The sequence below is a fragment of the Priestia sp. KCTC 13724 genome (assembly GCF_056820425.1).
The window spans coordinates 69011-89976 of sequence record NZ_JBXDLD010000171.1 but is presented as its reverse complement, the minus strand read 5'-3'; the positions used below and the strand labels follow the sequence as shown (position 1 = coordinate 89976).

At 37.1% G+C, this 20966-nt stretch carries 27 protein-coding genes, 2 pseudogenes and 2 riboswitches; of the genes and pseudogenes, 8 read left to right on the top strand and 21 right to left on the bottom strand.

Features of this window, described 5'->3' with window-relative positions; translation table 11 throughout:
- Positions 1-64: 64 nt before the first annotated feature.
- From AC1UFB_RS19780 to AC1UFB_RS19770, 3 genes and pseudogenes are all read right to left on the bottom strand, one after another.
- Positions 65-769, bottom strand: a complete 705-nt coding sequence (locus tag AC1UFB_RS19780; RefSeq protein ID WP_482589877.1) for a hypothetical protein — start codon at positions 767-769, stop codon at positions 65-67.
- Between the two features lie 33 nt (positions 770-802).
- Positions 803-1618 (bottom strand): annotated as a pseudogene (locus tag AC1UFB_RS19775) (ribonucleotide reductase N-terminal alpha domain-containing protein); the annotation flags it as partial.
- A 272-nt stretch (positions 1619-1890) separates the two neighbouring features.
- Complete coding sequence (locus tag AC1UFB_RS19770; protein WP_025911538.1) at positions 1891-2724, bottom strand: lipoate--protein ligase family protein; 834 nt, start codon at positions 2722-2724, stop codon at positions 1891-1893.
- A gap of 224 nt (positions 2725-2948) precedes the next feature.
- Between AC1UFB_RS19770 and AC1UFB_RS19765 the strand changes: the two genes are divergently transcribed.
- On the top strand, positions 2949-3323 hold the full coding sequence (locus tag AC1UFB_RS19765; RefSeq protein ID WP_025911539.1) for a rhodanese-like domain-containing protein: 375 nt from the start codon (positions 2949-2951) through the stop codon (positions 3321-3323).
- Between the two features lie 46 nt (positions 3324-3369).
- Here AC1UFB_RS19765 and gcvPB read toward each other — a convergent pair whose 3' ends face one another.
- From gcvPB to gcvT, 3 genes are read right to left on the bottom strand one after another with little or no spacing between them, the layout of a single operon-like run.
- Positions 3370-4827 carry an aminomethyl-transferring glycine dehydrogenase subunit GcvPB gene (gene gcvPB, locus AC1UFB_RS19760; RefSeq protein WP_482589874.1) on the bottom strand — a complete coding sequence of 486 codons (1458 nt, stop codon included), beginning with the start codon at positions 4825-4827 and terminating at the stop codon, positions 3370-3372.
- Complete coding sequence (gcvPA, locus tag AC1UFB_RS19755; protein ID WP_100346828.1) at positions 4820-6166, bottom strand: aminomethyl-transferring glycine dehydrogenase subunit GcvPA; 1347 nt, start codon at positions 6164-6166, stop codon at positions 4820-4822. The genes gcvPB and gcvPA overlap by 8 nt, the downstream gene beginning before the upstream one ends.
- A 31-nt stretch (positions 6167-6197) precedes the next feature.
- Positions 6198-7286 carry a glycine cleavage system aminomethyltransferase GcvT gene (gene gcvT / locus AC1UFB_RS19750; protein WP_100346827.1) on the bottom strand — a complete coding sequence of 363 codons (1089 nt, stop codon included), beginning with the start codon at positions 7284-7286 and terminating at the stop codon, positions 6198-6200.
- 106 nt (positions 7287-7392) lie between these two features.
- Positions 7393-7474, bottom strand: a riboswitch (glycine riboswitch).
- Positions 7475-7477: 3 nt separating this feature from the next.
- Positions 7478-7566: riboswitch (glycine riboswitch) on the bottom strand.
- Between the two features lie 186 nt (positions 7567-7752).
- Here gcvT and AC1UFB_RS19745 point away from each other — a divergent pair.
- Both AC1UFB_RS19745 and AC1UFB_RS19740 read left to right on the top strand, forming a co-directional pair.
- Positions 7753-9429 (top strand): DEAD/DEAH box helicase, encoded by a 1677-nt coding sequence (locus AC1UFB_RS19745; RefSeq protein ID WP_100346826.1) that lies wholly within the window; start codon positions 7753-7755, stop codon positions 9427-9429.
- Positions 9416-10237: a YqhG family protein gene (locus AC1UFB_RS19740; RefSeq protein WP_025911547.1), complete on the top strand. Its 822-nt coding sequence runs from the start codon at positions 9416-9418 to the stop codon at positions 10235-10237. The genes AC1UFB_RS19745 and AC1UFB_RS19740 overlap by 14 nt, the downstream gene beginning before the upstream one ends.
- 37 nt (positions 10238-10274) lie before the next feature.
- On the opposite strand, the gene AC1UFB_RS19735 is transcribed toward AC1UFB_RS19740, so the two are convergent.
- On the bottom strand, positions 10275-10466 hold the full coding sequence (locus AC1UFB_RS19735; protein ID WP_025911548.1) for a YqzE family protein: 192 nt from the start codon (positions 10464-10466) through the stop codon (positions 10275-10277).
- A gap of 144 nt (positions 10467-10610) precedes the next feature.
- On the opposite strand from AC1UFB_RS19735, the pseudogene AC1UFB_RS19730 reads away from it, so the two are divergent.
- Positions 10611-11209, top strand: a pseudogene (locus AC1UFB_RS19730) (cupin domain-containing protein).
- A 78-nt stretch (positions 11210-11287) separates the two neighbouring features.
- Here AC1UFB_RS19730 and comGG read toward each other — a convergent pair.
- From comGG to AC1UFB_RS19675, 11 genes are read right to left on the bottom strand one after another with little or no spacing between them, the layout of a single operon-like run.
- On the bottom strand, positions 11288-11707 hold the full coding sequence (gene comGG / locus AC1UFB_RS19725) for a competence type IV pilus minor pilin ComGG (RefSeq protein WP_061784683.1): 420 nt from the start codon (positions 11705-11707) through the stop codon (positions 11288-11290).
- Positions 11670-12098, bottom strand: coding sequence for a competence type IV pilus minor pilin ComGF (comGF, locus tag AC1UFB_RS19720; protein ID WP_025911552.1), 429 nt, complete (start codon positions 12096-12098; stop codon positions 11670-11672). The genes comGG and comGF overlap by 38 nt, the downstream gene beginning before the upstream one ends.
- Entirely contained in the window at positions 12095-12430 is a 336-nt protein-coding gene (locus AC1UFB_RS19715; RefSeq protein WP_025911553.1) for a type II secretion system protein, read from the bottom strand. The genes comGF and AC1UFB_RS19715 overlap by 4 nt, the downstream gene beginning before the upstream one ends.
- Entirely contained in the window at positions 12414-12884 is a 471-nt protein-coding gene (comGD, locus tag AC1UFB_RS19710; protein ID WP_226372940.1) for a competence type IV pilus minor pilin ComGD, read from the bottom strand. The genes AC1UFB_RS19715 and comGD overlap by 17 nt, the downstream gene beginning before the upstream one ends.
- A complete protein-coding gene (gene comGC / locus AC1UFB_RS19705) occupies positions 12850-13161 on the bottom strand; it encodes a competence type IV pilus major pilin ComGC (RefSeq protein ID WP_025911556.1) in 312 nt (103 codons plus the stop codon). The genes comGD and comGC overlap by 35 nt, the downstream gene beginning before the upstream one ends.
- Before the next feature lie 13 nt (positions 13162-13174).
- On the bottom strand, positions 13175-14233 hold the full coding sequence (gene comGB / locus AC1UFB_RS19700) for a competence type IV pilus assembly protein ComGB (RefSeq protein WP_100346825.1): 1059 nt from the start codon (positions 14231-14233) through the stop codon (positions 13175-13177).
- Positions 14214-14585, bottom strand: coding sequence for an ATPase, T2SS/T4P/T4SS family (locus AC1UFB_RS19695; protein ID WP_318757332.1), 372 nt, complete (start codon positions 14583-14585; stop codon positions 14214-14216). The genes comGB and AC1UFB_RS19695 overlap by 20 nt, the downstream gene beginning before the upstream one ends.
- A gap of 38 nt (positions 14586-14623) precedes the next feature.
- A complete protein-coding gene (locus tag AC1UFB_RS19690) occupies positions 14624-14977 on the bottom strand; it encodes a hypothetical protein (RefSeq protein ID WP_318757333.1) in 354 nt (117 codons plus the stop codon).
- A 12-nt stretch (positions 14978-14989) separates the two neighbouring features.
- Positions 14990-15415: a hypothetical protein gene (locus AC1UFB_RS19685; protein WP_440839774.1), complete on the bottom strand. Its 426-nt coding sequence runs from the start codon at positions 15413-15415 to the stop codon at positions 14990-14992.
- Between the two features lie 11 nt (positions 15416-15426).
- Positions 15427-16017 carry a replication-relaxation family protein gene (locus AC1UFB_RS19680; RefSeq protein WP_440839776.1) on the bottom strand — a complete coding sequence of 197 codons (591 nt, stop codon included), beginning with the start codon at positions 16015-16017 and terminating at the stop codon, positions 15427-15429.
- The gene (locus tag AC1UFB_RS19675) at positions 15944-17311 is read right to left on the bottom strand and encodes an FtsK/SpoIIIE domain-containing protein (protein WP_440839778.1); all 1368 of its coding nucleotides are present in this window, start codon (positions 17309-17311) and stop codon (positions 15944-15946) included. The genes AC1UFB_RS19680 and AC1UFB_RS19675 overlap by 74 nt, the downstream gene beginning before the upstream one ends.
- 279 nt (positions 17312-17590) lie before the next feature.
- On the opposite strand from AC1UFB_RS19675, the gene AC1UFB_RS19670 reads away from it, so the two are divergent.
- The 4 genes from AC1UFB_RS19670 (at position 17591) to AC1UFB_RS19655 (ending at position 19181) form a co-directional block, all read left to right on the top strand.
- Positions 17591-17785, top strand: coding sequence for a helix-turn-helix transcriptional regulator (locus tag AC1UFB_RS19670; RefSeq protein WP_440839780.1), 195 nt, complete (start codon positions 17591-17593; stop codon positions 17783-17785).
- Positions 17786-17895: 110 nt separating this feature from the next.
- The gene (locus AC1UFB_RS19665; RefSeq protein WP_440839782.1) at positions 17896-18192 is read left to right on the top strand and encodes a hypothetical protein; all 297 of its coding nucleotides are present in this window, start codon (positions 17896-17898) and stop codon (positions 18190-18192) included.
- Positions 18182-18703: a type II toxin-antitoxin system PemK/MazF family toxin gene (locus AC1UFB_RS19660; protein ID WP_440839784.1), complete on the top strand. Its 522-nt coding sequence runs from the start codon at positions 18182-18184 to the stop codon at positions 18701-18703. The genes AC1UFB_RS19665 and AC1UFB_RS19660 overlap by 11 nt, the downstream gene beginning before the upstream one ends.
- Complete coding sequence (locus tag AC1UFB_RS19655) at positions 18696-19181, top strand: hypothetical protein (protein WP_440839786.1); 486 nt, start codon at positions 18696-18698, stop codon at positions 19179-19181. The genes AC1UFB_RS19660 and AC1UFB_RS19655 overlap by 8 nt, the downstream gene beginning before the upstream one ends.
- A gap of 212 nt (positions 19182-19393) precedes the next feature.
- Here the strand turns inward: AC1UFB_RS19655 and AC1UFB_RS19650 are convergent, their stop codons facing one another.
- From AC1UFB_RS19650 to AC1UFB_RS19640, 3 genes are all read right to left on the bottom strand, one after another.
- Complete coding sequence (locus AC1UFB_RS19650; protein ID WP_482589867.1) at positions 19394-19576, bottom strand: DUF8096 family protein; 183 nt, start codon at positions 19574-19576, stop codon at positions 19394-19396.
- Positions 19577-19656: 80 nt separating this feature from the next.
- A complete protein-coding gene (locus AC1UFB_RS19645) occupies positions 19657-20664 on the bottom strand; it encodes an N-acetylmuramoyl-L-alanine amidase (RefSeq protein WP_482589865.1) in 1008 nt (335 codons plus the stop codon).
- A gap of 61 nt (positions 20665-20725) precedes the next feature.
- Complete coding sequence (locus tag AC1UFB_RS19640; RefSeq protein WP_482589864.1) at positions 20726-20965, bottom strand: hypothetical protein; 240 nt, start codon at positions 20963-20965, stop codon at positions 20726-20728.
- Position 20966: the final 1 nt, after the last annotated feature.

Here is a 20966-nt window from a genome sequence, read left to right as displayed (position 1 = left end):
AGTTATCAAGAAATCAAACGTGAAGGCAGGTTTATTTTTAAAAAATTCCATAGGGTCTGAGTAGTTACCGACAAAGAGTAATTCCATTAGACAAGTCGAATTGTTTATCAGGATACTTTTTCTTAGGATATATATGATGTGCAGCTATCTGTCTCGACGTAGAGTTACAGCCTGGCATTTTACACCGATAACCGTCGCGAATATAGACCAATTTTCTCCACTCTTTGTATTCAGCAGAATTCGTTATGTCCATACATTCCACTCTGTTTTCTTTTAAAAACTCACGAAAACAATATGCATTACAATAATTTTTATTATTGTATTTAAATTTAGAATGGACCACTTCAAGCTGACTACTACAATAATTACAAACACAGGTTATTCGCTTTTTTTGCCGGCTATTCTTTATCTTATCGATAGCTTCACTGCTATGAGTTACTCCACGTCTAGGAGCTCCTTTATCTATCTCAGCATGGCCACGAACAGGCCATCCAAAGTACAGAATTCGATTTCTAATAACTGTAGAGCTAACCCCTAACTCTCTTGCAATTATCGTATATCCTTTTTTCTTTACAACGTATTCATTATATAACCATTCTTTATTGTCATAATGCTCATTACCTAGCTTTAATTGAGTCTTTCTCAAACCATACTTTCTAAGTTTTCTTTTAACAACATTCTTAGAAACGTTTAAAATCTCTCCGATTTGAGACATGCTGTGATTTTCTTCAAGATATAACTTTCTTAGAAGCTCTTTAGAAATATCCATGAAATCACCCAGAAAAGTTTATTTGTTTTTTTAATCCGCTAACATAATCATTTGAGCACCGCGACGAGAACCGCCTTGCTCTACAAGGTGCGTAAGTTTCGCAATATCATCTAACCAAGAGACAGATCCGGATGATTTACCGTTTACACCACGCGCTAGTGTGTTGCGTGGACGCAGGGTTGAACCGTTTGTTCCAACTCCTCCACCTCGACTCATGATTTCCATGACTTGCTTACGGTGTTCGGAGATTCCTTCGCGAGAATCTTTTACGTACGGCATTACATAGCAGTTAAAGTATGTAACATCCGTTTCAGCTCCCGCTCCGTACAGAACGCGTCCAGCTGGTACAAAGTTCATTTGAACAAGCTCTTGATAGAATTTTTCAAACCATTCTTTTCGCTTCTCTTCCGTTTGTTCAGCGGAAGCTAACCCAGTAGCGTTACGCTTTGCAATTTGCTCATAGAAGATTTCAAGTGGTTTTTCAATTACGTCTAATGAACGAGTAATAAGTCCACTTTCTGCTTCTTCAGGTGCTAACGCTCCACGAAACTCATCTTCAACCTTTACGACTGCCATCTTTTGGTCAAAATTAATGCTTTCCACATAGCCAAGTCCTCGAGCTGGAAACTTAGGGTCTTCCTTTACGGTTAAAACAACAAAGTCTCCTTTTGATAACGTAAGTTTTTCCGTATCTTTAAACGCATAACGGTCTAACATTACGAGTCGAGATACGCCTTTATGAGTAATTTTCATATCTGGTGTAATTGGGTGTACTTGTGGAAAGCGTTCAATATCTTGATTAAGCTTTTCAATATTCATATTTACTTTTTGATTAACTATAACAGTCATTCTGACAACTCCCTTACCAATCGTGCTCTATTTTACCAATCATTTACCTTATTTTGAAAAAAGCAAAATTTCAACTATCAATAACTTACCACACGGATTGGACAAATTCAACATGTAGTATTCAACCAAAACCCAAACACCTACATATAGATAGATGTCAAGAAAAATATTTTTTTACATTAAAAAAGTATTTGACTTTTACATCAATTACTTTCTTCAGCTAGATAAAATACTTAGGGGCACAGCTTAAATAGTGTGCTCCTAAGCAATCGTTATCTTCTAAAATTCCATTCAACAGAAGCATATTTCTTTTGTGCTAATTCTTCTACGTAACGCTCTTCTTGTTCTGTTAATTCATAAGGTTCTAAGTCAATATCTAAAGCGCTAGCAAAGCCTTTATAAAATGCTTCCTTCGCTTCTTCCATTTGGATTTTACGGCCTGCAATAGCATTGATTGCAACAGCTTTTGAACGAAACGCACGCTGCATTCGCTCTTTCACACGATCATTTGGATAATTAAATACGCTAAATAATTTATCTTCGTCAATCTCTAATAAAATAGAACCGTGCTGTAAAATTACACCTTTTTGACGCGTTTGTGCACTTCCAGCAATTTTACGCCCTTCTACCACAAGCTCATACCATGAAGGTGCATCAAAACAAACAGATGAACGTGGATTTTTCAAACTATTTTTTTCTTCTTCTGTGCGAGGGATTGCAAAATATGCTTCCAGACCCAGCGAACGAAATCCCTCTAATAACCCTTCTGAAATGACACGATACGCCTCTGTCACCGTCTTAGGCATGTTTGGATAGTCTTCCGATACAATGACGCTGTAAGTAAGCTCCTCGTCGTGCAAAACGCCTCGTCCCCCTGTTGGTCGACGCACAAATCCTAATCCTAATTTATCTACCTGTTCAAAATTGATTTCTTTTTCAGCTTTTTGAAAGTAACCAATTGATAATGTTGGAGGATTCCAGCCGTAAAATCGAATCGTTGGTGGTATTTGACCAGTGCTATGCCACTCTAAAAGCGCTTCATCAAGTGCCATATTGTAATATGGCGAACGTTCTTTTGAATCAATGAATCTCCATTTTTGCTTCATTTTTCTCATCCCTAACTAGTATAGTAGACATTTACATATGTAATAAACTTAATCCGTTTTTTAGTCTACCAAAAGATAAGCAGAAGGAAAAGAAAAGTGAAGCAGTAATTTTTTACTTTTCTTTCGTAAAAACTATCATGACTTCAAGAAGAATCCCTTTACTTCTAATTTCATTCACTTATATAATAAGACTATGTATTTTGTCGAAGAAAGGAAGAAACAACATGTGGGCACTAATCATTGTACTTGCGGCAATTATTATTTATTCTGTCGTAATGTTTTTTTACCAACGTCGCATTATGAAAACGTTAACGGAAGAAGAATTCCGCAGCGGTTATCGTAAAGCACAGCTAGTTGATATTCGCGAACCAAATGAATTTGAAAACGGACATATTTTAGGAGCAAGAAATATTCCTCTTTCACAGTTCCGTATGCGTATAAAGGAGTTCCGTACTGATCAACCTGTTTATATTTACTGCCAAAGTGGCATGCGAACTGGTCGTGCTGCTCAGCTCTTGCGCAAGCATGGTGTGAAAGAGATTCATGACCTAAAAGGCGGATTCAAAGCTTGGAACGGCAAAATTAAAACAAAAAAATAAACCACAAAAACAGCCCCTTCATCTAAGAAGGGGCTGTTTTTGTGGTTTATTTTTGATAGCGGAGTACAGGCTTTCTTGCTGCAAGCGTTTCATCCAATCGCTTCACAACCGTCGTATGAGGTGCTTCTTGAACGATTTCCGGATTTTCTTCCACTTCTTTTGCAATTTGAATCATTGCACCAATAAACGCATCAAGCGTCTCTTTTGATTCCGTTTCAGTTGGTTCAATCATCATGCACTCTTCGACAATAAGAGGGAAGTAAATTGTCGGTGGATGATACCCAAAATCAAGCAGTCGCTTCGCAATATCCAGCGTGCGAACACCGAGTTTCTTTTGCCGCTTCCCTGATAAAACAAATTCATGCTTACAATGACGATCAAACGGTAAATCATAATGCTCTGACAATCGTCTCATCATGTAGTTTGCGTTTAATACCGCATTTTCCGTTACCGCTTTTAAACCATCTGGACCCATAGAGCGGATGTACGTATAAGCACGTACGTTAATACCAAAGTTGCCGTAAAACGGTTTAACTCGGCCAATGGACTGTGGGCGATTGTAGTCGAAAGTAAAGCCGCTTTCCGTTTTGACTAGTACCGGTTTTGGTAAAAATGGAATTAAATCTGCTTTTACACCAACTGGACCAGAACCTGGACCGCCACCACCGTGTGGACCTGTGAATGTTTTATGAAGGTTTAAATGTACAATGTCAAAGCCCATATCGCCTGGTCGTGCTTTACTTAATACAGCATTTAAGTTCGCTCCGTCATAATAAAGCTTACCACCAGCTGCATGAACGATTTCTGCCATTTCCAAAATATCTTCTTCAAAAAGACCTAACGTATTTGGGTTTGTTAACATAAGAGCTGCTGTTTCTTCGTTTACTACTTTACGAAGATCATCTAAGTCTACCAAACCATGCTCATTAGATTTTACAGTAACTGTTTCAAATCCAGCTACTGTTGCCGAGGCTGGATTTGTACCATGAGCTGAATCAGGAACGATTACTTTCGTACGCTTCGTATCACCTTTTGCTTCATGATAGGCACGAATCATCATTAACCCCGTCCACTCACCATGAGCACCTGCTGCTGGCTGAAGCGTAACTTCATCCATGCCTGTAATCTCTGTTAAGTGCTCCTGCAAATCATACATGAGCTCAAGAGCACCTTGAACCGTTTCTTCATCCTGAAGTGGATGAATATTAGCGAAGCCTGGAATACGGGCTGTATATTCATTAATTTTTGGATTATATTTCATTGTACAAGAACCAAGCGGATAAAAGCCAGAGTCTACTCCATGGTTACGTTTTGAAAGAGCAGTATAGTGACGCATAATGTCTAGCTCAGACACTTCTGGAAGTTCTGGTGCTTCGGTACGTACATATTCTGCTGGCAACACTTCCGTACTGGTTACTTCCGGCACGTCTAGTTCTGGTAATGAATAGCCAACGCGTCCTTCTTTACTCATTTCAAAAATAAGCGATTGATGTTGATTATGCATAAAGATCCCCCAATTCCTTCACAAGTTGGTCGATTTCTTCTTTTGTACGGAGTTCAGTAAAAGCAAGTAGCATGTGATCCTTAAGCTCATGATAGTCTCGGCCTAAATCATAGCCACCAATGATATGCTTCGCTAATAACTTTTGATTTACTTCCTTACTAGGTTGAGGTAGTTTTACAACCAACTCATTGAAAAATGCCCCATTAAAAACAACATCTACTTCGCTTGCTTTTAATGCGTTATATGCATAATGCGTTTTTGATAAATTTTGCGTAGCCATTTCCTTTACCCCTTGCTTTCCTAAGGCAGTCATCGCTACTGAAGCTGCAAGTGCATTTAACGCTTGATTTGAACAAATGTTTGAAGTTGCTTTATCACGGCGAATATGTTGCTCACGTGCTTGAAGCGTTAAGACAAAGCCGCGCTTACCATTTTCATCAATCGTTTGACCAACTAAGCGTCCTGGAATTTTACGCATTAACTTTGTCGTTGTAGCAAAGTAGCCGCAGTGAGGACCACCGAACTGTGTTGGAATACCAAAAGGTTGTGCATCTCCTACAACAATATCAGCACCAAACTGACCCGGAGGAGTTAACAATCCAAGAGATAGTGGATTGCTTGATACAACAAACATTCCTTTTCCTTGATGAGCAATGGCTTCAATTTCTCTTAAAGGTTCTACTTGACCAAAGAAGTTTGGATACTGAACGATGACAGCCGCTACATCATCATCCATGCGCTCCTTCAGCACCGTCAGATCCGTTACGCCGTCTTTGCTTGGTACTTCTACTACTTCAATGTACTGACCTGCTGCGTACGTTTCTAACACAGCTCGTGATTCAGGGTGAACTGTTTCTGAAACTAACACTTTTTTCTTTCTCGTTTGACCTGCACTTAACATGGCTGCCTCAGCAAGTGCTGTACCACCATCGTACATGGATGAATTGGCAACATCCATTCCTGTTAGCTCACAAATCATCGTTTGAAATTCAAAGATAGCCTGCAGCTCTCCTTGCGAAATTTCAGGCTGATATGGTGTATAAGCTGTGTAAAACTCTGAACGCGAAATAACGTGATCAACAATAATTGGCATATAGTGATCATAAACACCTGCTCCTAAAAATGAAGCGTATTCCTTTACGTTCTTATTTTTAGTAGCTAAGTTTGTTAACTCTTTTACTAGCTCAGATTCTGAGGCCGCTTTTTTTATATTGTATTCCCCTTGGAAACGAACGCTTTCTGGGATATCTGAAAACAACTCATCCACTGAAGACACGCCAATTGCCTTTAACATTTGCTGCTGATTTTCTGATGTCATTGGTAAATAACGATGTACCATTCTTTTGTCCCCTCTCTTTAATTACCCAACATTATTTTGAACGCTTATAAAAAGGTGTCTTCACGACTTTTGCTTTTAAACGTCTTTTTCGCACTTGCACATACACTTCTGTACCTAGCTCAGCATGTTTAGCATCGATAAGTGCAAGACCAATGCTTTTATTTAAAGTTGGCGATTGTGTGCCTGTTGTAACAAAGCCAATCTCTTCTTCCTCACTAAACACTTCATATCCATGTCGTGGAATTCCTTTATCAATCATTTCAAGCCCAACAAGCTTGCGGTTTGGTCCTTCTTCACGCTGACGCTTTAATACCTCTTTGCCGATAAAATCTTCTTTATCCGTTTTCACTGCGAATCCGATACGTGCTTCAATTGGCGTAATATCTTTTGAAAGCTCTTGACCATATAAAGCTAAAGTTGCTTCAAAACGAAGCGTATCTCGTGCTCCTAATCCACACGGAACTACCTCTTCACTTTTTAAAAGCTCAGTCCAAAGCGTTACTACATCTGATGCAGAACAGTACAGTTCAAAACCATCCTCGCCTGTATAACCTGTACGTGAAACAAGCGCTCTCACACCTGCTACTTCTACATCATCTTTAAATGTAAATGGTTTCAAGTCAGATAATGATTCATATGTTAATTTCTGTAAAACACCTTGTGCAGCTGGACCTTGCAAAGCTAGTAAAGCAAACTCACTTGAACGATTTACAAGCTCAATACCCTCTGGCTTATGCTGCTGTAGCCATTCGAAGTCTTTTTCAATATTTGCTGCGTTTACAACAAGCAGGTAGTCATCTTCTCCTTTTTGATAAACAAGGAGATCATCCACTGTGCCCCCATCTTCATAGCACATCGCGGTATATAGTGCTTTACCTGGACGTAATACTGAAACATCATTCGTCATAACTTTTTGTAAAAATGCCAAGCTATTTGTCCCTTTTACATCAAACTCTCCCATGTGAGAAACATCGAACAGGCCAGCTTTTGTACGAACCGCATGATGTTCTTCTTTAATAGATGAGAATTGAACTGGAAGAGCCCAACCTCCAAAATCAATAATCTTTCCACCGTACTGTTGATAGACATCGTAAAGTGGTGTTTTGTTTAGCTCAGTCATTTAACATCCTCCTCATATAAGGCCATTTGCTTTGGTTTCGGGGAATCATCGTATCTTTTTTACACATAAAAAAGGACAGAGAACTCCCTGCTGTATAGCAGGAAGTCTCTGTCCTTTTCACCTGAAAGTTTACCCGTTAAATAGGTTTGCCTCGTGGGTGGTCTATTCGAAATAGACGCTCTCCAGAGTTGCGTCCAACAAGAGTCTTTTTGCCTGAGAGATTCACATGTTGTTTGCTCCTTCGGCGCCACTTTAAAGCAGTCTCTCCCCTTGTCATCATTCGCCTCTATAAAGTTTGTAATTTTGGGCATACTACTAAGAAACTATTACTTACACACATCAATAACAAAATAGTTCATTTAGTGACAATCTATTTTCTATTTTGAATTTTCTAAAATATATTTTTATCCTACATGATTCTGTTCAGCAGTTCAATAAAAACTTTCAGAAAGGAGCAAAACTAACGATGAACATCAGTATGAAGAAAGATGAAGCATGGGAATCTACTTTTTTAAATAAACTTGAGCAAGACGGCTCTTGGTCTGATTGGGAAATGTATAAATTAGCATATGAAATCGAGGAGCAAACGTTAATTACTGAATTTGAAGGTCTGCAAGCACCTCGCCATTTAACAGACCTAACCCCGCATCCACACCAGTTAGAAGTAGCTAAAAAAGTGGTAGAAGAAATGAATGGAAAAGCGATTTTAGCTGACGAAGTGGGGCTTGGAAAGACAATTGAAGCAGGACTCATTTTAAAAGAATATATGATTCGTGGTCTTGTGAAAAAAGCCCTTATTCTTGTACCAGCATCACTTGTATCCCAATGGGCAATGGAACTTAACCATAAATTTTTTATTCCTGCTGTTCCACAAAAGAAAACATACGTGTGGGAGCAATGCGACATAGTAGTATCATCCATTGATACAGCCAAGCGCTCTCCTCATCGCGAAATTGTATTAGAACAAGATTATGACCTTATCATCATCGATGAAGCTCATAAACTAAAAAATAATAAAACAAAAAACTATGAGTTTGTTCAAAGCTTAAAGAAAAAGTTCTGCTTATTATTAACAGCGACACCAATTCAAAATCGAGTAGAAGAGATTTTCAACTTAGTTTCGTTATTAAAACCAGGCCACCTAGGAAACAAAGATTATTTTGCTGATTTATTTTCTGCTAAGAAACGTTCTGTTCAAAATGATGAGTATTTAAAGGAACTCGTTAACAAAGTGATGATTCGAAACCGCAGGCAAGACACAGGTATTGAATGGACAAAACGAATTGTTCAAACCGTTCCTGTTGAGTTTTCATCTGAAGAACGAGAGTTGTATGATCAAATCACTTCATTTAAGCAACATTCAAATTTACCCAGCAGTTCCTTTGCAATTTTAACATTGCAGCGCGAAGCTTGTAGCAGTCGCGAAGCAGTATTTATGACCTTAAAAAGCATGCTTGAACGCCAAGAGGACGAAAACAGTGAAAAAGCTACTCAGATGCTTAAACCACTCCTTGAAAAAGTACAAACCGTTCCTCAAAATGCGAAAGCAGAAAAGGTAATTGAATTAATTCAACAGATTAATGATAAAGTCATCATTTTTACGGAATATCGAGCAACTCAGCTTTATTTACAGTGGTATTTAAAACAACACGGTATTACATCTGTTCCGTTTAGGGGTGGATTTAAGCGTGGAAAAAAAGACTGGATGAAACAGCTTTTTGAAAGCCATGCTCAAGTTTTTATCGCAACGGAAGCTGGAGGTGAAGGAATTAACCTTCAATTCTGTCACCATATCATTAACTACGACCTACCTTGGAACCCAATGAGATTAGAGCAACGAATTGGACGCGTTCATAGACTGGGTCAACAGCATGATGTGCACATTTATAATCTAGCAATTGAGAATACAGTCGAAGAACATATTTTAAAGCTACTTTATGAAAAAATAAATTTATTTGAGCGTGTTGTTGGTGAGCTCGATGAAATTTTAACCAAACTAGAAATTGATAACATTGAAGATCACATTCAAGATATTCTTCTTCATTCACGAAGTGAAGGAGAAATGAAAATTAAGATGAACAATCTTACATCCATTATTGAATATCACGAAGATGAAGAAGGTGAACAGCATGCAGCAAACTGAAATTCATCAATTTCTCAAAAAATATTTCACGGCACATAACTGTGACTTGACAGAAGACGACCCATCTTATTTGAAGGTTCAGCTTACTATTGAAATGGATAAAGAGCTTATGAACCGACCTTTTTATTGGCATTATATTGAAAAAACAGGCGGGAAACCTAATCCTGCTTCACTTACGTTTATCACCGATCCAACTTATGATGATTCATCTGTACAAGGCGAAAAAATTCACTTTGGCTCACCGCGTTTACATCAAATTTTTGGGTCAGCCCAAAAGTTTGGAGGATTCGTTCACTTATATGAAAAAATGCATTCTCACTCACAATCGCAGCGTTCACTTCAGCCTTGGCTTGCTTTAAATATGAAGGTTTCGTATAAGTGTGACCGAAAAAAAGATGAATTACTATCGCTTGGGTTAAATTTAATTACGGGAGCGATTCTTGATAACTTTCAGCTGATGATGTCCAAACAAAACTTCACGTCAAAGATTCCTGATTATTGCTTTACGCTATCGCCAATTATTCGCCCCAAAAGCGGAATTTCAAGATTATCAGCTTATGTGGAAGATCACATTTCAAAGCAGCCGATGGATTGGGCAAAAAAAGCGCAAGAAAGATGGTATGAAGACCTTGCACTTTTAGATCATTTCTATGAGAATATGGAAGAGCTACCCGAAAGCTATACGACAGAAAAACAGGCTTTACAAGATTTATATGAGCCTGTTATTTTAACGAAAATTGTAAACGGCGGATTGTTTTACTTGTCTGAACAAACTGTTAATCATCACCTTTCACGTCATTTCGTATAAAACATTCTATAAATAAAAAAGGTAAAAAGAGCGCAGGCTACTTTTTACCTTTTTTCGTATTTCGATACCAGATTTGAAATGAAAGAGGAATCATTCCAAACCACCTATTAAAAAACGGATCTCGTGTCTTTTTCTTTTCAATTCGTTTGGTTTTACGAATTTCTTTCGGTTGATCCATATATTGAACAAGCTGCTGCGTTACGTACTTCACGTAGTCGTTTGTTTTCACATCATCATCTCCTACGAACTAGTATATCCTCGCTGAAAAGCTATTAATCAAAAGCAAGAAAACTTTGTGATGATGTAACACATTCTTTCCTGACTAATAATATGATACGTTATATTCTTTTGTAAGAAAGAGGTTGAAACAACTATGAGTCATTCTGGATTTGTTCCTGATAATTCGAATATTAAGAAGACGTCTGGTACACCAAACTTATCGTTTAACTACCAAAACAGCGTATTATTTAAACGAAACACCAACAACATTGCGTATCAAGTAACATCTACACAGCTCCCTGCCATGATTGGTTGAGCTTTTGTAGACTTATATTTAACTAAAGGCTATATGAGAGAACCCCATTGGCACCCAAATGCTTGGGAGTTAGATGTGGTGATTTCTGGAGAAGTCGAGGTATCAATTATAGATCCCGATACGAGCACCCTGCATACGTATCGTATTAAAAAAGGAAATGTAGCATTTATCCCAATGGGTTGGTGGCACTGGATTGAACCATTAACAGAAGAAGCTCCCTTCACCTTTTCTTTAATAACGACCAGTTTGAATCAGCAGAAGGTTCAGACATCCTTCGCTTAACACCTCCTGAAGTGTTTCAAAAAGCTTATAATGTCAACGAAAGCCAAATTAAACAAGCATTGGAACCCATTGATGAAACGGTTGTGATTGGGCCTCCTTTCACTAACCATTCAAAGCGTAATGTAGAACATCATCATGTAAAAATCAAATATTAATGATAAAGATGTTGAATTTGATGATTAACAACAAAAGACCTTGATTTCTTCATAAACTCAAGGTTTTTTGCTCTATCTCTAAACCCAGGCAATTACCTTACCGCTTTCTCGCTGAAAAGTAATTGTATGAATAAGCTGTCTTTCTTCTTTTGTAGCGCAGCGAACTTGAATAGTCACACTATCCTCTGTCTGCCTTAGTATTTGGTACTTAACGGTTCCTGAATCATAAGTTAGTACCCCATCGCTTTCTTGTGAAAAATTATTTGTTTGAACGTCTGCTTGTAAATCTCGGACTCCTTTTTGCAGTAAATAGTCTAATTCATAGCGCTGATTTACTTCGGCATAAAACGTACTTTTCGTTACAAAATACACCAACTGGTGGGATAGTAAAAATAAAAATAGCGCACTAAAGGCTAGTACAAAGGGAAGCGCAAAACCCGCTTGGTACGCTTTCCTATCTTTATTCAACATCCATAAATGTTTTAATCGTTGTTTCATGAATTTCACCGTGTTTATATACCACCTTAACATGAAGCAGATTGCTTTCGTATTTGTACTCAATTAACTTCACAAACTGCAAGACAACTTCATGACCACTCTGGTCAACCCTACGCCGAACCTTATCATTAAAAGGTTCATACGTAACTAAAGGCTCTCCATCTATTCGTAATGATAAAATTCTTTCGTTAACGCTAACATGATGCGCTCTTCGATACTCCTTTGTTAACTGCTGAATAAAGATTTCCCATTCCATTTCTGTTGCTAGGTCATCAGGGGCATATTTTTGGTTAGCCAATGACAAGACAGGCGGAATAAAGGATACTATTACAAAGAAAATCGTTAAACTAAGCAACATTTCTACTAATGTAAAACCTTTTTGGTTCCTCATTTTAACGTAGATTCACATCTTTCTATGATTTTCTGATTAGTTCTTTTCCAAGAAACACACCACTTTGGAACCGGTTCTTCTTTGAATACAAGGAGGTATTCAACCCCGTTATACATCCTCTTTTCAGAGAGTAAGTGCTTTTGATCAGCATCCGTCATGACTTTTTCATACAAAAGCGCATCTCCTACATACATTCGCTTCTTATCTTTTTCAGCTTGTATTGCTTGAATATATAAAGGAACAATCACAGCGGTGAGCATAATCAGCGCACTGAATGCTACTAGCATTTCCAGTAATGTGAAGCCTGTTTGATTATTATATTTTCGTAACATAAAAGCGTCCTCTTCCAATTTGGAACGTGACCTTATATGTTTCTTTGTTACTTGAAATAAACAAGCTTTTTGCCTGCGAAATATTTCCTTGCTCATTATATTGAATCGAACTTGTACCACTGCTAAACACAACTCGAATATTCGAATGATAACCTCTTTGCATAATGGGCCTTTCAGCTCCAATCTTAAGCAACAAATATCGGGAGTTGGCTGGCTCAAATGTAAGCCTTGCCGGACGCTGAGTAGTGATGGCTATTTGTTGCGTATAAAAGGTATCTGCTTGAAGTTGTCGTAAAAATGAGGTTAACTGATAGTGGGCCATAAGAGGTTTTAAATTGATGACGATGATTAACACCATAACTTGCACAATGGCTAACACGATTAAGGACTCGATTAGCGTAAAGCCTTTTTGATTCATTTTACGAGTTTCCATCACTCGCTGATACGCGTCCATCCGTACCTATTGTAATTTTCGAACCATTTGGACACACCGTTCCTTCTTTTAAGTATCCTCCGCTTTCAAGCTCGTTTAAAGTAGGCTTTGTTCCGTTTTCAAGCTCATACACCTGCACTTGTGCTTCCACTGTTTTCACTAAAGCCGAGCATCCTTTATTGTTAATAACAGCGTTATGCTTTAATACATTTGGCACCATAATAAGCAATAGCACTGTAATAACTAACATAACAATGAGCATCTCAATTAAAGTAAAACCTTTCTCATTTTTTAACATGTTTGAATCCCCTTTATAAACTCGACATAATTTCTAGCATTGGCATCATGACTGACATATACATAAGTAGAATAACGATACCAATAAAGGCGAACGTAATGGGCTGAACATATTTGAGAATGTGAAAAACCCATTCTTCCATTCTCTCAACCATATATAGGCTGTAGTCGTACAATTCTTTTGCTAAATCCCCATTTTTTTGTCCATGAACAACGACCTCTGCTAAATCTTTTTGATAATAAGGACGTGTTTGTAAAATTTGATTAAGAGATTTTCCAGCGGCAAGTTCTGTTGTGAAAAGCTTAGCTTCTTCTCTAAAAAAAGGATAGTGTTGCTGCAGCTGAAAGAGCGAGAGACACTCATAAATTGATAGTCCACCTTTTAATAAATTACTCGTATGAACCGCGAAAAAATAGGAGTTAAACAGCTTAGTGAACTGCTTCATAAAAGGAATTTTCATTAAAATGTTCATTTTCTTTACAGGAGCAAGCTTTTTTGTACTAATAAGATACAGACCTCCTATTAGCAACAAGATTCCAGAGATTCCAAGAAGTGCGTGTGGAAAGTAAGACATAGTCGACATAAAGATAAGAAGAAATGGTGATTGTTCGTGTCCCATTGTTTTATAAAGAGACTGAAAATGCGGTAACAAAACGGTGCTTAATATAAATAAAATCCCAAGGATGAAACTTAAAAGTAAAAGTGGATATTGTACTAGCTTTTGAAATCGTTTCTTGTTTTTTATCTTCTCACTTAGCATATGACTACTTTCTTTTAGCGCAAAATGAAGATCTCCATGCTGTTCAGCAAAATAAAGGTAGCTTAATACGTCTCGGTGAAACTTCAGTTTTAGAAGACAGCTGTGCAAAGACTCGCCTTGACGCATTGCCATTAAACAAGCATCCACATCGCTACGCTGCTTCGCTGATAGCTGGAATGCTATAAACGATAAAGCTTGAGATAGCGTATATCCTTTTTCAACAAGCTTCGATAACTGACTTAAAACTTTAGCTTGTTTGGAAAGTCCCCAATGTTTGTTTGATGTCTTTCGTTTAATAAGACCCCCACCCATCTAGCGCATGTGAATACAAATACCCAAGCGCAATACCTTTTCGAATTGCATCTCTTAGTCGTGCATAATCATATTGAAATTCCTTTCCTTTCACTTCATTAATTACTTCGTTTACTTCCCTTCCATATAGAAGCTCATACACGCTAGCCTGTCTATTTAAACGCTCTTTCTTACATAGCGGATGACATCTTCCTTCACAAAAATTACATTTTATTTCGACTAATCGCTGTGCAGCTACGGCTACCAACGTTTGTTCAATTTCTTGAATACTAACACCAAACTCAAGCAATCGATAAATAGAGCCTTTTGTATCTTTCGTATGCATAGTTGTCAGTACTAGATGTTCTGTCATGATAATAAGACGCTTTTGAGCTGTTTTCGACTGTCAAATTAGGTAATTAACAACTGTAAGGCTGCTTTCGTTAACATAGGCAACAATTGAATAAACACATAAGCAATACTTGTTTTTGTTAACCAAGAGATACTTTTTTCTTTAAAACTTACAATGTACAACAATCCAGCCATTGTTATCATCACACTAGCAATTGGATAAGATATCATGCATACAATATCTAAGTAAGGCCCGATATTATCATACGCTACATTGGCACCAATCTCTTTTGTTCGCTCGACAGGATGGAGTGCCCAATCTAGCAACCCATTGAAAGAGGCTGACGTTCCTAGTGTAGCCTCTTTATTTATGAATTCTGTAATCGTTCCTACGGTTTGAACTTTGCCCCACATGAGAATACCTCCCTAGAATCCTGCTGTTACTGATACGAGCAATCTCATAAGCATCGGTGATAACTGGACAATGATATAACCAATTGTTGCACCTTGCATCATTTCTAACGCTTTAGGTCGATTTCCAAGCAGCCAATAGATGCCTGCTGCACTAAAGGCTAAAAATGCAAGTGGATAAGATAAACCTTGAACTAATTCAGTTAGTGGATTAAATGCATCGATGACTTTTCTGGAGACTTCTTCTTTAACAGAGGCTGAAGCTGTTGTAGCTGCAAATGACATAGAAGGTTGCATAGTGAAGAAGACAGGAAACATAGCACCGAAAACAAATGGCATACCTTCTTGCCCTGTAATAACGTCTGTGGATTCTTTGACTGGAGATGGATTTAAAAACTCTTTAATCGTACCAACCGTTTGAATTTTCTTAGATGTAAACATATGAATTCCTCCTAATAAAAATCTGTAATGGTAAAAACCTCTACATTTAAGCCTTCACAGAGCTTTAGTAATTGCTTACGTCTATAATCAGTGGTGGTCATCCAGATAAGTTTAGGCTTTGTTTTGTATGCTCCTGAGTTAAATAACTGACGATACTTATTAATTTTCAGTTTGTTAACACTCATCTTTTGAGTATGGTCAATTTCAATAATATGATCACTCCCTCTTTCTTCGAAAATGGCATCACAAACCACCTTCACGTGGCCTTCTATCTCTAACAAAACCTCATTTTCCCATGTCTTCGGACAACCATACGCAATGTATAAGTAATTTCTCATGATATAATGACGGGCTTGAATAGTTTTTTTACGAACTTTATCGCAATCAACGCGTTCTCTCCCTTCCTTAGATAAATAATAAATTTTTTCTCCATCACGAAAGTAATGAACGTACTCATCCAAGTTTTGCATCACTTTACGAGCATTACGATCCGACCCTAAATCATGTAAGGTTTGGAGTTGTGTTCTGTTAAGAAAGTCTAGTTTTTTTAAGGACAGGAGTATTTGATCGATTCTCTGCTCCTTCTTGCTCAGTTTGTTCATTATCATCATCCTTTCGAGGTTGAATGTTGATATGAGGTGTAATAACCTTTTTAATTTGTTCATCTTCTAAGAAATAGCTTTGTACCTCATTTGTTCCATCTGGCGTCCTTACAATAGCTCTTCCTTTGACTGTGATATCTTCAGCTCCTGTATGATCAAGAACAACTAAACTCTGATTACCGGTATCCAATCGATAACAAACTTTTGTAATCGTATTTGCTTTCACCTGGCTATCTAATACCTCTACAGTTGGATATTGAGTTGAGAAAACTAAATAAATACCTAGGCTTGCTGCTTCACAAGCAATGGTTTTCATCCAGGCCCTGCATTGCTCATACAAGAATTTTGCTCTTTGAATATCTTCTTTTGTCTCTAGCTCCATGCGCCTATAATCAAGGTTGCTTGCTTCATCAATAATGACATAGTGCCTCGTCATAGGCTCTTTTACATCTTGAATCTTCTCAACACCTAATTTTTTAAACAAGGCTTTTCGACGTTTCATTTCTTGTATAACTGCTCTGAAACAAGAATGCGAGCTTTCTAAATCTTCAGCCAGGCTCATTACCTGTTTGCAATCTTTATAACGTTGAAAAGATAACCCCGATTTCAAGTCAATGAGGCTAAATTCAACATCATTAGGATGTAATTTAATAAAAGTATTAATCAGCAAATGTAAGAATGTAGTTTTACCGTATCTCGTGGTCCCAGCTATTACAGCGTGCCCATCATCTAAACGTATAAAATGTATTCCATCTTTGGTTTCGCCAATAGGAACATGCCATTTCTTACATTGTTCCCAGATAGCTTCACTAAAAGGAAGATAGGTAGGTATGTCTTGATCATATACCTTAACTCGCAGCATTCCATCATAACTCATATGAATGGTTTTTCGTATTAAATGCTTTTCACCAAAGATTTTTCTTATTTCCTCAAAAACACCTCGAACTGATTTGATTTTACGTAATTCTTTAATACTTACTTTTTTTATGTCACCTAACTTAAAGGTGAATACTGTTTTCTTGTTATTTAGCCCATCCTCAAATTTATCGATTTGATCTTTAAAATCCTGCAGACCTAAACCTAAAGGAATTTGATAAACATACTCTGTGTATTTTTTGTTTTTAGGACGGTATCTGCGATGCATCCGGATAGACTGGCCGGCTTTTTTCAAACCCACATTATCTGCAATTTGTTTGATTTTCTTTGCATCATCTTCAGTGCCTCCCTCCTTCTTCAATTGAGCTAAACCTAAAATAGAAGCTGCAGCAATTGAGGTCGTAATTTCAATCAGCACACCTACACCCCTTCTCTTTTTTATCCTATAGGATAGTCTCTTTTAAACGGTACTCAAATAGTTGGATAAAGTATTGTGGTTACCACATTTTGATGTTCCGTTTAAAAGCGTGCAACGGCTTTCTGTTTGGTAACATCATTCGGCACCAATTACGGAATTAAATTTGGTAGTTTTAAAAGGAATTTTGTTCGGTATGTTAAATGGTATTATAGAAGGCCTGTATTATATGTCACAAAAAATCATAAAAAAATGAACTTTAATGACATAGGAGAGGATGCAATGAAGTGTAATATAGGAAAGTACATTGAGGAATCCGGCTTAAAACGTTCTTTTATTGCAAATAAATTAGGTATTACTGGACGGCATCTTGTTAAATACATAAATGGGGAAAGTTATCCTCCGGTACCTAAATTATTTTTGTTGGCTAAGCTATTAAATGCCAAAGTAGATGATTTGTATGAATTTGAGGAATAAATAAAGTACTGAAACGTATTTGTTGACATATTTTAGTTAATAAAGTTATTAACAACATATAAAAATTTTACCACATATATATTGACAAGCTTTTCCCAGGAGGTGAAAATATGAGTAAAGAGGAAGGTGACATACTAATGCAAATAAAAAGTAATGATCAGCTTTTAATGAAATTAATGGCAACAAGTCTATTATTAGAAACTGCTCGAGGAAAAGTAAATAAATACATGAAAAATAATCAATTAGTAATCCAAGAAATGTTAGAGGATGAAGAAGCTTTACACTACATGTCTCTTTATTATGAAGAAAACACTGCCGAACTTCTTCAAGCTTCAGAAGAGTCTGTTAGTAGTGCTAACGAAGTAGAAGACACAGATTACTGGAGAGAAGAACTGAATGGAAATTAAACGAGGAGATATATTTATAGCTGACTTAGACCCTGCTCTCGGTTCTGAAGAAGGAAAAGAGAGAAGGGTTCTTATTGTTTCAAATGATATAGGTAACTTAAACCCTAGAAACTCTGTTGTTCTCGCTGTTCCTATAACAGGAGAGGTGACTGAGAAAAGATTAAAAATGCCTATGTATGTTTTGTTAAAACCGACTGCACAGAATGGTCAAACTAAAACAGCTTTAATAGATTGTTTTCAAATTAGGGTTCTAAGTATTCCTCATAGAATTAAAGAGTATAAGGGATACGTTGATAGTTCGATAATGGAGAAAGTAGATCAGTCGTTGCAGGTATCTTTAGGGTTAAATAGGTGTCCAAAGTGTGATTTCACTCTCCTGCCAAATAAAAAGCATTGCATCAAATGTAAACATGTTTTAGTTTTGGTATGCAAAGGCTGTACCTCTATATTTGATAGTTCACACAAATATTGTCCTCAATGTGGGATAGAAAAAGGTGGTCATTGTGAATAATAAATATCGCGAAAAATTAATTACAGAAATTTCCGAAGTTCTACCTCCACTTTCTGATTCTATTTTCAGTATACTCAACTCTATAAAACTAGAACAAAAAATTGGTACCGAGGTAATTGAAGGTGTCTCAAAAGCATTAGTACATATAAGAAAGGCTTTGGAAACATTAGCTGAAAGCTCTAAAATAATAAACGGACAAGTTAATGATGACCTTAGTCAAGAGGAAGCTCTTGAACTTATGGAGATATTTAACTTCCACCTCATGCTAAAAACTTCTTTAGAAGACCTTGCTGATGGAATCACTATAATCTTATACCTACATTCTCAAGAACAAGGTGATCATTATGCAGCATTGGATCCTTTCTTGGAAAAGATCAATAAAAAACAAAATAAACCTTTAGATATCAATACTTCTATTGACAGCTTGTTCAATGGATCTCAAATTTTAGCAAAAGTTATTAATGACATCTTTAAGTAATAGATATATCAGAAAGCCCCTGCTCATTTGAGCAGGGGCTTTGCCTTTTCTACCATCAAACAGAAAAGGATTTGCTAAGGGGATTGTTTGTTATCTGGGGGATAACAAAGGGTCTCGACAACATTACATTGTCAAACAGTAAAGTATGGATAGTGAAATAACTATCGTTATAAAGTGTACTCCTGTAAAGTACAGCTGTCTACAATTCTGCTTTAGATATTCTTCTTCATTCCACATTTCGTGCATTCGCGTAGAAACTTGCCGCCACCTACGCTACTTTTAAACTTTACGCTGCCGCAGTTATCGCATCGTCCAGCAATTTTATCTGGTAAATCTTTGTATTCATAAATCTTATTTAAATCGATATTTGCGTACTTATCTTCTAACTTTTCCATTATTGATACCTCACATTCTTGTCTATAATACCATTATAGACAAATAAAAAAGCTCCCACTCCTAAGAGCAGAGGCTTTAATTAATAACCTTTAGATTTTAAAACAGCTTGTAATTTACTCTTTGTATTTGGACCATATGTGCCGTCAACCTCATATGGCAAATAAACCTTTTGGAAACGTGTTAACGCGTCCTTTGTTTTCTCTCCATAGATACCATCAGGTGTACCGCATTTGAAGTTAACCGCATTTAATGCTTCTTGAAGCTGCTTAATAGCTCCTTTATCAGTTGAACTTGATTTAAGTACTCCAGAAGGTAATGGATATTTATATTCTGACTGTTCTTTTTTAGGTGTTTCAGGCGTTGGTGTGTACGTATTCTTTGCGGTACCAAACTTAATTGTTTGACCTACTTTTAATTGTGACGGTTTCACGTCTGGATTAGCAGCAATTAAATCATTAACTGTAATTCCTTCTTTTCCATCTTTTAAAGCAATGGACCAGAAAGTATCACCTTCTTGAATTGTATATAATCCAGGTACCGGATCAGGTTGTTTAGCAGGAGGTAGTAAATCAGACAGTACATCTTTGAATGCCTTATTATAATCAAATACACAGCACGCTTTCCAAGAGTAGCCCGGCATTTCGTTGTGCGCTTTATCATACTTACCAATACCGTCAGCCATTAAAGCTTTGTGCAAGTCGATAATAGAGCGAATAGTTGCTTCACTGAGCTTATCTGTACGGTAATCGCCAATAACACAAATGCCAAGACCAATTGTATTACTATTACCTACATGATAGCTTCGTTTAGCGATGTCTACGCAGTAATAAATAGTAGCCTTTCCATTCACAACATGTTTAGGATCAATGATTAAGTGATATGCAATTTCTGGCCAACCGTTTGTACGAACATGAAAATCTGCAAAAGATTCAATCCTAGATCCACCTGCTGATAACTTGGTTAAAGAATGATGCCAAACACGAGTTGTAATAGAATCCACACCATTTTTACGCTTTGCGTATTCACCCTTATGAACTAATTTACCTCGTTTATCAACTAATTGCGGTAACTTTTGAAATTCGTACATATCCATCTTCCTTTCGAATTTTAGTTATATAAAAAAGCCACCCATAAAGAGTGACTGAGTTTTATTTATTCTGTTTTTTAGCTTCTCTCTTTCTTAGCCAATCTCTAAGACCTTGAACAAAGTGTGTATTCTTCCACACTGCATAGATATTAACAACAAGCGCTGCAAAGGCTGAGACAACAATAACAAAGGCATTAATGCTTTGAGTGGTAAACCAATCAAAATCAACCCCAATTGTTCCAAAGAACAGCAAAAGAGAGGTTAAAAAACCTCCTAGTAATGTGAACATATCTTTTTTCATT